This window comes from Chamaesiphon sp. OTE_20_metabat_361 (assembly GCF_031364565.1).
On the sequence record NZ_JANLWO010000087.1, the window covers coordinates 1 to 10,811 of the forward strand.

Annotated in this window: 10 protein-coding genes and 1 pseudogene; 4 read left to right on the plus strand and 7 right to left on the minus strand. The window is 47.8% G+C overall.

The genetic code is table 11. The features are described from left to right. Window positions 1-285 precede the first annotated feature (285 nt). A pseudogene (locus RMO35_RS02325) lies at window positions 286-474 on the plus strand (ATP-binding cassette domain-containing protein); the annotation flags it as partial. Window positions 475-514: 40 nt separating this feature from the next. Continuing rightward, on the plus strand, window positions 515-1,900 hold the full coding sequence (locus RMO35_RS02330) for an iron uptake porin (protein WP_309738294.1): 1,386 nt from the start codon (window positions 515-517) through the stop codon (window positions 1,898-1,900). Between the two features lie 72 nt (window positions 1,901-1,972). On the opposite strand, the gene RMO35_RS02335 is transcribed toward RMO35_RS02330, so the two are convergent. From RMO35_RS02335 to RMO35_RS02345, 3 genes are all read right to left on the minus strand, one after another. Further along, window positions 1,973-2,350 carry a hypothetical protein gene (locus RMO35_RS02335; protein ID WP_309738296.1) on the minus strand — a complete coding sequence of 126 codons (378 nt, stop codon included), beginning with the start codon at window positions 2,348-2,350 and terminating at the stop codon, window positions 1,973-1,975. A gap of 157 nt (window positions 2,351-2,507) precedes the next feature. Continuing rightward, window positions 2,508-2,960, minus strand: coding sequence for a hypothetical protein (locus tag RMO35_RS02340; RefSeq protein WP_309738298.1), 453 nt, complete (start codon window positions 2,958-2,960; stop codon window positions 2,508-2,510). Window positions 2,961-3,143: 183 nt separating this feature from the next. Then, window positions 3,144-4,598 carry a nucleobase:cation symporter-2 family protein gene (locus RMO35_RS02345; RefSeq protein ID WP_309738299.1) on the minus strand — a complete coding sequence of 485 codons (1,455 nt, stop codon included), beginning with the start codon at window positions 4,596-4,598 and terminating at the stop codon, window positions 3,144-3,146. A gap of 226 nt (window positions 4,599-4,824) precedes the next feature. On the opposite strand from RMO35_RS02345, the gene RMO35_RS02350 reads away from it, so the two are divergent. Continuing rightward, complete coding sequence (locus tag RMO35_RS02350; RefSeq protein ID WP_309738301.1) at window positions 4,825-5,610, plus strand: YoaK family protein; 786 nt, start codon at window positions 4,825-4,827, stop codon at window positions 5,608-5,610. A 260-nt stretch (window positions 5,611-5,870) separates the two neighbouring features. Here RMO35_RS02350 and RMO35_RS02355 read toward each other — a convergent pair whose 3' ends face one another. The 3 genes from RMO35_RS02355 to RMO35_RS02365 form a co-directional block, all read right to left on the minus strand. After that, on the minus strand, window positions 5,871-6,476 hold the full coding sequence (locus RMO35_RS02355; RefSeq protein ID WP_309738302.1) for a L,D-transpeptidase family protein: 606 nt from the start codon (window positions 6,474-6,476) through the stop codon (window positions 5,871-5,873). Between the two features lie 132 nt (window positions 6,477-6,608). Further along, window positions 6,609-8,267, minus strand: coding sequence for a GMC oxidoreductase (locus tag RMO35_RS02360; RefSeq protein ID WP_396135590.1), 1,659 nt, complete (start codon window positions 8,265-8,267; stop codon window positions 6,609-6,611). 286 nt (window positions 8,268-8,553) lie between these two features. Next, window positions 8,554-8,784, minus strand: coding sequence for a hypothetical protein (locus RMO35_RS02365; protein ID WP_309738305.1), 231 nt, complete (start codon window positions 8,782-8,784; stop codon window positions 8,554-8,556). 778 nt (window positions 8,785-9,562) lie between these two features. On the opposite strand from RMO35_RS02365, the gene RMO35_RS02370 reads away from it, so the two are divergent. Then, window positions 9,563-10,027, plus strand: coding sequence for a response regulator (locus RMO35_RS02370; RefSeq protein ID WP_309738307.1), 465 nt, complete (start codon window positions 9,563-9,565; stop codon window positions 10,025-10,027). A 566-nt stretch (window positions 10,028-10,593) separates the two neighbouring features. Here the strand turns inward: RMO35_RS02370 and RMO35_RS02375 are convergent. Beyond that, on the minus strand, window positions 10,594-10,811 hold a 218-nt coding region (locus tag RMO35_RS02375; protein ID WP_309738308.1), incomplete at its 5' end, for a hypothetical protein.

A 10,811-nucleotide genomic window follows, 5' to 3' on the forward strand; every position in this document is an offset into this window, starting at 1 on the left:
CTCCGAGGAGGGGATTTTATGCTCTAGCCTTGCGGCTAAGAGGGTTTACTGGACTTCAGTTTTAGTTAATTTGCCCCGATATCTTCTCAATGCGAGGCATCTAGTGAGCCTTCGGCTCACCATTCATCCCGATTACATCAACCAAAAGCTATTGTCAAAAATCCCCTCCTCGGAGGGGTGCCCAACGGGCGGGGTGGGTAGATCCACGCAACCCATCTAGTAAAAAATCTGAACCCAACTTGCAATTTAAGGAGAACAACACCCATGTCTTATTATCAATCGGAAATGACCCACACAAACGTTAGCACTAAAGAACTACAGCCGATAATCGTCGCCAAGGATGTCGAGAAAACCTACGACAATGGATTTCACGTCCTCAAAGGCGTGAGCTTGACAGTCAATAAAGGCGAAGTCGTAGTTTTAATGGGGCCATCTGGCTCTGGCAAATCGACATTTATCCGTACCTTCAAAGGTAAATCTATCAAAACCTGCGAATATCCAACAGACCGATCGAGTGTTTGAAGATTGGGAGTCTTTAGCTCAGAGGTATAATTGTAATCCTGAATATCCCGATCGCGATCTGACTCGTGCTGAATTTGCCACCGGATTGAATGATTGTCTCGATCGCGTCAAAACCGCAATCGCATCAGCACCAACAGATGCCGCTACTCAGGCAGATTTGGAGACAATCCGCAGGTTGCAAGCCGAATTTGCCACAGAGTTAACCGCCTTACGCCAACGAGTCGATCGAGTCGAAGCGCAGGTGAATACGCTCGAAAAAAAGCAATTTTCGACAACTACCAAACTGAGCGGACAGATAATTTTTGCCTTCACCGATGCCTTCGGCGGTGCGAGTAGCAACGGTCAAAGTGATAACTATAATGCTACATTATCCGATCGAGTGAGGATAAATTTTAATACCAGCTTCACAGGTAAAGATTTGCTCACTACCCGCATTCAGGCTAGTAATGTTATCGATCCGCGTCCGGTAACTAACACATCTCCGAGCAATGAAACTCGGCTGAGTTTTCAATCCGGTGGCGATACGACTAATGCAGCTTTTCTCGGTCTACTCAAATACGATTTTCCCGTCAGTAACAGCGTCAAATTGACGGCGGCTACTGGCTTTAATATTGGATTTATCGATGTCCTGGATAATATCGTCAACCCGTTAGCCAGCGATTCACAGGCGAGTCTGTCGCGCTTTGGACGCTACAATCCCATCTACCGCTTAGGTTTCGATACGGGTGGCGCGGCAAATATCAGATTGAGTCCAGACTTGAAGCTAGAAGTCGGTTATTTAGCCAGCCAAGCCAATAATCCCGCCCAGGGAGCGGGTTTCTTTGGGGGCAACTATGCCGCACTCGGTCAAGTTGTCTTTACGCCCAAATTTGGGACAGTCGCGCTTACTTATGTCAATGCTTATAGCGATAATGGACTCAATAGCGGCACGGGGAGTGTCTTGTCCAATTTGTCAGGTCGAGCCATTTCTTCTAATTCTTACGGCTTAGAGGCCAATTTCAAGCTCTCTCCAGGCTTGCAAGCGGGTGGCTGGGTCGGCTATACCAACGCGCGCGCAGTTACCGGAGCCGTGCGCGGCGATGGCGATATCTGGACGTATGCCTTGACGCTAGCCTTTCCAGATTTGGGTCAAAAAGGCAACTTGGGCGGATTGATTATCGGAATGCAACCCAAACTTACAGGTACGACAGCTCTATTGAGCGGACTCAATGCTAGAAGCGATCGCGATACGGGACTGCACATTGAGGGATTTTACCGTTACGCGCTCACTAAAGATATTTCCATCACGCCAGGAATTATTTGGCTGACTGCACCCAATCATAATAGCGACAATCGCGATGCTTTCGTCGGTGTAATCAGAACTACATTTGTCTTCTAGGTCGCTTAAAATCGATTAGACTATATTGTCATAACTGCATTAAGCGTTATGACAATATAGTCCAACCGATCGCTATTTATCTGGCTTCAACTTAGATGTGGCCATTTCTTCTGAGGCTGGCAAAAATATCTCCTTCTTAGTCATAAAAAACTGTCGCTTTTGAGCGGGAGTCATCGAAGTAAAAATCTCCTTTTTAGGTAACGACTTAAACACTGCCGCCAGTTTGGTTTTTTGCTCCGGTGTCAGCATTAACGATTTAAATGCCTTACGAATGCTGCCTTTGTCGCTAATGACCGTAGTTTCGAGCTGTTTTTGTTGCTCTGGTGTCAGGATATTTTGAATCTGGGGCAAAATTGTCGTTTTCAATTGCTCGATCGCGTCTACGCCTTTCTCAACTACTGGTGCGGTAGCTGTGGCAGCTTGCGCCCAATTATTCACAGCAGAGAACATAATTAAACTAAATAAAATAGAGAGCAAAAATTGTCTCATAGTTATGTATTCCTCATCTAAGATCGGACTGCTAATTTATAAGGCTTATAGATCGAGAACCATCGATCGATTCATCTCAACGATCTGGTATAGGCGATCTACAAGATTCAATAATTTACTATGATTCAGACTCACTTTTAAGATCCGACTTGCCAGCCATTTCAGTTGCTTTTGCCTCAGTCTTAGCTAATTCTTTGGCTTTCTTAGCTTCAGCCTTAGCTAGCTCTTTAGCTTTTTTTGCTTCAGCTTTAGCTAATTTTTTTGCCTTTTTCGCCTCAGCCTTAGCTAACTTCTTAGCTTTCTTGGCTTCAGCTTTAGCCGCTTTCTTCTCAGCTTTAGCAGTCGCTTCTGCCTCTTCTTCTGTCGTCTCGGTTAATGTTTTAGCTTGCTCTACCAGCGAGGGTTTGGCTTCAGTGGTGGTGCCGACATCTGCTAATATGAGGTTGTTTTGTCTAGAGCCAGTCAAATTGGCAGCTTGAGCATCAACAGTTTGGATAGTTGCCAACATGCCAAAGATCGCGATCGAGATGGCGATCGATACACTTAATTGACGAATGATTTGTGCAAACATAAAATTTTAAATCTCCAATTTTTAATCTAAAACAAATGGTGACGACCGACAATATTATCAACTTACATCTTGCACGAGTATACAAAAAATGATGAAGTAGCTTTAAAACTTATTCACTATTCACTATCCACTATCCACTATCCACTCAAACACTATTAACTCTGTTTTGGCGCAAGATGTAAGTCAGGCAATCTCTCCATCTGTCGATACTGCCGGATCGGTAGATGTTGACGGTTGAGGTAATAACCAACTGAGCAAAATAGCAGTTAAGCCGCCTGTGGAAGTTGCCGAAGCAAACATATTTTTGATGAGCGCAGGCTGATTATTAAATAACTCTGGTACGAACACCACGCCCAATCCCAGTGCTAAAGAAACTGCAATAATAATTGTCGATCGACGATCTAACTCTTCAGATGCAATAATCTTGACTCCAGCCACGGCAATCGAACCAAACATCACCGTAGTTGCGCCGCCTAAAACTGGTTGGGGAATGGATTGGAACGCACCACTGACGATCGGCAATAGTCCTAGTAATACTAAAATGCCAGAAACAAAGAATCCGACGTAGCGACTGCCCACACCCGTCATCTGGATCACGCCTGTATTTTGGCTGAAGGTGGTGATTGGGAAGGTATTAAGCAATGCCGCCAAAGATGAGTTAAAGCCGTCTGCTAGCACTCCAGCCTTGATTCTGCGGACGTAAACAGAGCCGGAGATCGGTTCTTTGGACACCATTGAGGTAGCAGTCAAATCGCCCACAGATTCAATGGCGGTGAGTGGGTAGAGAATTAGAAACGGAATCAGCGCGCCGAACTCAAAACTCATCCCGTAGCGGAAGGGGATCGGCACGCTGACGAGTGGCAGTTTGGTGAAAATACTAAAGTCAACCATGCCCATGAATGCAGAGATGATATAGCCCACCACTAGCCCGATCGCGATCGCGCCCATCCGAATATATTGATTTTTAGCCAGCGTCAAGACAATCACGATCGCAAATACGCCAAAACCCAAAGCGAGGTTTTGAGCATTGGCAAACGTACCGTTCTTTAATGCCGCCGTACCGCCTCCCATACTGGTAATCCCCGTTTTGAGCAAACTCAGCCCAATCAGCATCACCAAACTTCCCGACACAATGGGGGTGACGACTTTGCTCAATAGATGCAAAAAGCGACTGAGCATCACATTGGCAAATGCACCAAAAAAGCACACGCCGAAAATTAATGATAGTGCTTGAATGGGCGTTCTCCCAGCCTGAATCGCGGTGTTGCCCACGCCCAAAATCGCACCGAGAAATGCAAAACTAGTGCCCTGCAAGCTGAGTAAACCCGATCCTAACGGCCCAAAAGTCTTACATTGAATAAAGGTACAAATGCCAGAGGCAAATAGCGACATGCTAATCAGAAAACTGGTATTTGCGGCATCGATGCCCAAGCTAGTACAGATAATTAGCGGCGGTGTGACAATCCCGACAAATGCTGCTAAAACATGCTGTACCGCTACAAAAATCGACTCGACTACAGGTGGTTTGTCGTGCAGCCCGTAGATGAGTTCCGAACCCTGTGTCGCTAGGCTCGGATAACTCTGAGCTTCAGGTAGTTCGTGTTCGTTGAAAGTACTAATTTCATCTCTTCGTGTCATATTACGATCCTCTTATCCCATCCCGAACGTTAATTATCTCGATCCTTCTGCTGCCCGAAGGATCTCTAGAAGTATCACTGCCAGCTATTTATGGTCTATAGTCTCGCATTTGTTAATTGTATACTGTATACGAGATTACCTTCTAGTTATGTATCTCCAGAGACGAAACCAATTGAGATCGATCGCTTAAACTACTGCATAAATTAGTCGATCGGGAGAACGCACCATGACAGTCGCCCCACGTAATAACGCTATTCCGAATTTGAGTGCCTTTCTAATCGCAGATGTACCTGCGGGATTCTTGCTCAGTTGGGTAGCCGGATTTGTAGATACATCGGCATTTATCATTTTATTTGGAATTTTCACCGCTCATGTCACGGGGAATATTGCCCTAGCGGGTTCGTCTTTTGTCAGCGAAGATGCCGAAACCACGATGACGCGGTTGCTGATGTTACCCACTTTTATTATCACAGTTGCCCTCACTTCATTACTAGCCCGATATGCACGGAGTAAAAAGTGGTCGGTATTTGCCGTATTACTGACGGCTGAAGCGATCGCGTTAGGTATTTTCTTAGTAATTGGTACCCAACTTTCCCCAGCGTTACTATTAGATGTTCAGGAAGAATATATCCTGCCGATCGGGATTTCTGGAGTAGTCGCGATGGCAATTCAGAACGCGCTGATGAAGGAGGCTAAAGGTGTTTTTAAAAGCTATATTCCGACAACTGTAATGACGGGAAATACTACCCAACTGACGATCGATTTGGTGCAGTTTGTAAGTGCAAAATTAGCTCCAGCAAGCGAGGCTAGTCAGCAAGAAGCGGCTGAAGCCTGGGAACGCATGGGGCGGTTCGTTCCGGTAATTGCGGGCTTTGCTTTGGGTGGACTAGCCGCCGCCTTTTTTGTATTGGTATCAGAATCCTGGTGGAGTTTGACATTTCCACTGACGATCGTGTCATTACTTGCTACAGCAGCTTATACCGAACATGCGCGTAAATCTTCGATCGTTTAATCCAAGTTGCTATCTACTTTTACCTGCGACTAAAGTCGCGGCTGATGATGCGAAGTCCGCCGAAGCTGTACTATAAAATTCAGATAGATATTGCGTAGGGTGGGCACTGCCCACCATCTAGGTTTCAGGCTTAATCTATTTTATAAATAATTGCACCCACCTACTTAGGTTCAAATATTTATTAGATAGAAATCGTCGAGATCCTAGCTGGTGGGCAGTGCCCACCCTACACGATGTATTAATGCGATCGACTTACGTTATTACTTGACAACTCTGACGATCGTACCGACTTTAATCAGCGGGTAGAGTGCTTGCACATCTCTGTCGTGCATCCGCACGCAGCCACTGGATACAGCTTTACCGATCGAGTCGGGTTTGTTGGTGCCATGAAAACCGATCGTATCTTTGCCATCAGTCCAGAAACCAATCCAGCGCGATCCGAGCGGATTATTTCTACCAGGCGGCATCATTTTCCCCGTATTAAAATTCGTCCAACCAGGATTGACGATCGTTTCCATAACTTGCCATTCGCCTGTCGGTGTTTCGCTGCCTTTTTTACCGATCGCAACTGGATAAGCAGCAACGATCTGGCTACCTCTATAAACATATACTTTCCGTTCTTTGAGCTGAAGCACGAGATTGATATCGGCAATTGGCGGCAAGCTTTTGGTTGCTACCTGGGTAGCACTAGGATTTACAGTTGAGGTGTTGTTGCTGCTTGTGGGTGTGGATTTGGCCGCTGTTGTGGCATTACGCGATGCTGGTTCTGCGCTGGATCGATCTGTGGCGATCGCTGGCAGGATCGCGATCGCCATTGCTAGAACAACTGAAGATTTCAGCAGGAAGGAATTAACAAGTCGGTTCATGGTTACAGTTCTCGTCTACTCTGGGGCGCATTTTGATGTTCTTAATTTGCCCAGAGCTAACAGCTTTCCTGTCAGCATTTTGACCGATCGATCGGCGTTTAAAACTTAGCGGGCAAAGACTCGATACTTTACCTAAAAACCGCCTTGCTCCAGCTTGGTGGCGATAAATTCACAAGCCCGTGCGGTAATCGCCATTTCGGTCAGAGTCGGACTTTGCCAGCCCGACGACGGCCAGCAGGCTCCATCGGTGACAAATAGATTCGGCGCATCCCAACATTGATTGCGATCGTTTACGACGGAATTAGTCGGAGTTGTACCCATTCGCGCCCCACCGACTTCGTGGATGTAATAACCGGGCGGTGCCGAAAATGACATGGTTTCCTCCATCTTGCGGACGAAATTGCCCACTAGGGGCATCCGAAACATCTCGGTTAACTTCATCGGTTTACCGCCAGCTAGGGCGATCGTTTCGTCGATCTGGGCGTGCATGTGGGCGAGCATCCGCTGCTCATTGTCCGACCAGGCGCACTCGATGTGCGGTACTGGAATCCCCCAGGCATCGACGACAGCGGCGTCTAGCTGCACCCGATTGTCATAGCGGGGTAAGACTTCCCCATGGGCGATCGCAAATCCGATCGAACCCGCCCCCACTTTCCGCACGATGCCTGGTAAATCGAAGCGTTGTACCCCGCCCCAAATCCCATAGCCGCGCAAAAAATCCTCAGCTTGGGACTTCAAATTGACAAAGCAGGGAATGAAAAAGCTATCGCAGCCGGAGAGCGGGAAGGGTGTGGCGGGTGGTGGCAAGCCGGGGATAAAGAAGAAGGTTGCAGTCGAAACGTGATCCATCAAAAAGCGCCCGAGCAAGCCCGATTTATCCACCCACCCGTGGGGCTGATATTTGGCGGTGGAGTGGAGGAGAATTCGCACTGACTCGATTGTTGAGGCGCATAAGACTACTGTCCGCCCGGATACTTGGTGCTGTTGCTTGGTGAGGCGATCGATATATGCTACCCCTGTAGCTTGGCGGGTGGTAGGGTCGAAAATAACGTGACTGACGACTGCATCCGCTTGGAGCGTGACATTACCCGTTTCAAGCGCCGCTTGGAGTGAGGAACCCTGACTGGAAGACGGCGGCCACGGCTGGGCGGCGGTGGGTTTGGGCAGTCCAAATCCGCGCGACGCAATTAATTGACGATCGGGCCAGCGGGTTTCTACGACTTGCTTGAGGTGTAATTCGCCGGGAGTGAGGGGAATCGTCGGTTGATAGTCGCCATCGGGCAGTTGTGCTAGCCCATCGAGATCGCCGCGCACCTGAAAAAATCGCTCTAGCTTACTATAATAGGGCACCAAATCGGCATAAGCGATCGGCCAATCCTGCTCGTGACCGTCCCGACTGGCTGCTTTAAACTCATAATCCGACAGCCGGAGGGTAATCCCGCCCCAGGTGAGACTTTTACCGCCCACTTGCCGACCGCGAATCCATGAGAAGGGTCGATCGGGTGGTGTCGTGTATGGGTTATCTTGCTCGTCAATAAATAGATCGGGGTTTGCTTTCCAGTACCCAGGGTGCATCGACTGATATGACTGCCGCCGGGACGCCAAGTTGTAAAGTCGCTTCGTCATATCCCGCACCGGATGCCCCAGATCGGCATCAGGATCGATCGTCCGCCCTGCTTCGAGGACGAGTACCTTCAACCCCCGTTCGCCCAGTTCTTTCGCCGCTACGCCGCCATTAGCACCCGATCCGACGACGATCGCATCATAAATCTCCTCAAAGTCACCACTCATGCGTCCATCCACCTCGGTTTGATGAGGTTGCCCCAGAAAATTGTCATTTGCGATTGTTTGAGTCGATCTATAAAGCTAAAACCATTATAGAGGTCTAGTCCGCACAGATCGCCAGTAATCGGACTCGATCTTGGGGTGGGTGAGAGTTTTCCCACATCCGCTCTCAAGATGGGAAAGGGGAAAGGGGTTTTGATGGCACGAGCGATTGATGTTTAAGTACGCTATTTCCCCAAAATAGCAGGAGATCTGCGCAAACTAGATTCCGGTTGCGCCATTGATGAGTCAGTTACCTAACTAAAGTGCCAACTACCAGGCTAGTGATGATTTGGTCATCGATCGGAGTATCTGCGGATATTTCCCCGATCGTGCCATCGATCCGCGCCTGTTTTGTTTCGCGAATGATTTTTTCGATGCGATATTTTTGACCATTGTATTTAAAATAGTCGCCAATCTCCCAAGGATAAAGGACGGAGGTACTAATTTCAACAGTGACTTTGAGTGCTTGATATTTGAGCATTTTTAGGAGATTTTTTCAAGACGGATGGTGTGCGATCCTATGTTTGCTCGACGCTAGCGATTAGTGAAAAGATTGAGTATTTCGATCGATCTACGCTTGATGGTGCGACTGAAAATTAAATTTTAAGGTTTAATTTTAGGATTCATCGTTTCTATACTTGGAAATATAAATAGATTGTGATGTGAATTTTGTAGTTTTCGATACGAGTAACGAGCTGTTATGCAATATTTACAATTTACAGTTTCAATATTCGCAAGCACAGATCGAGGCAAGTATAAAGCATTAACACAATACATTCATCTACCTAAATGTATATTTTCAAAGAGCCGATCGCTGGACGTACTCTAAATGTCGATTGCCTTGTAGATCGGCTAAGGCAGCCACTGTCACAAATATTACCCCAATAACTGGCACCATTTAAGACGCTGCATCCTCGATCGGCATCGACCCGATCGAGGCAGCGCTTCGCATTCGCCAGTGATGCCGAGATCGAGCCACATGTCTACATTTTCACAGATTGTCACACCCGACGACAATAGCGCCGTGGCAAAAACAGCGATCGCGGCTCGGTTTTATCTCAGTCAATAGTGGTAAATTTAGATAGCGTTAAAAACTAGCTTAAGAGAGATCGAAATTTTGCAGCCAAATTTCGAGTACGATCCTCTGCACCAAACGCTAAACCAGCGATCCAAATTTCACTTTTCCGATCTCACCCGATTACTTGTTGGTACAGTCGCTCCGGCGGAGCAGAAACTCGCAAAACTTACCATCCTTACCTATGATGACAGAATCGAAGTTAACAAATACACCAGCCACGAAGTTGGCTGCGATCGCAGCTCAGCCTTTGCAGGGCAAGAACATTCTCGCTGTCGAAGACGATGAAAGTATCCTCGCACTGATTACCATTATCCTCGAACGAGCTGGGGCAACAGTGACAGCAGTTGGCGGTGCTGACGCAGCACTGCTGGCACTACAGGCAAATCCTCACTACGATCTGCTCCTGTCCGATCTGGCGATGCCAGACACTGATGGCTGGTCGTTAATCCGTCAAGTCCGGGCTTTGGCGGCGGAATCGGGCGGGAAGATTTTGGCGGCGGCACTGACTGCTTATAATACCAAGAAAGATCGCGATATTTCGCTATTTTATGGATTTCAAATCCTACTTTCCAAACCGATCGAGCCAGCGATGTTGGTAGCCGATGTTGTTAAGCTCCTTCGCAACCATCATCCACAGCAGGTTTAGGGATCAGGTTTTAGGCTTTAGGGGAGATATCCCGTAGGGTGGGCACTGCCCACCAACTAGGTTTCAGGTATCATCTATTGTATAAATTATTGCGCCTACCTACTTAGTAGGTTGTTGCTTCGTTTCGAGATCTAAATCCCCCAACCCCCTTTCCCAGGGGGCTTTAAAAGTCCCCCTTTTTTAGTCGTCCCAGTAGGGTGGGCACTGCCCACCAACTAGGTTTCAGGTATCATCTATTTTATAAATTATTGCGCCTACCTACTTAGTAGGTTGTTGCTCCGTTTCGAGATCTAAATCCCCCAACCCCCTTAAAAAGCGTTTTGCTTTGTACTGTTCGGGTTCCCCAACAGTGTAGCGCACCAAGCAGGGGGCTTTAAAGTCCCCCTTTTTAAGGGGGATTTCTAGGGATTTCGCTTCTAACAAAAGTTAGGGGAGTAGGTTGGGTTGAAGAATGAAACTAGGGCATCCACACAATCGTTGGCGAAGCCTACCGGAGGTAATCTATAGGTGTGTTGGGTTTCGAGGCTCAACCCAACCTACAGATCTGTGTTACCCCACCCCAGCCCTCACCCCGCCATCGCCTCCGGCTCTGGCTCCCCTCTGTCTTGTCTTGACGCGCTCGACGTGGTGGGAACCTCCGTGTTGAGCGCGTCGCTGATTCGCTGTCTTGTCGTTTTTTTATTCGGGGGGAACCCTAGACATAAAAACGCCGCTAAACCGTCGGGGAACAGAGGCGTGCGCGAATCGCTCCCAAACTTGGGAGCGACCCAAATCGCGCTGAGGT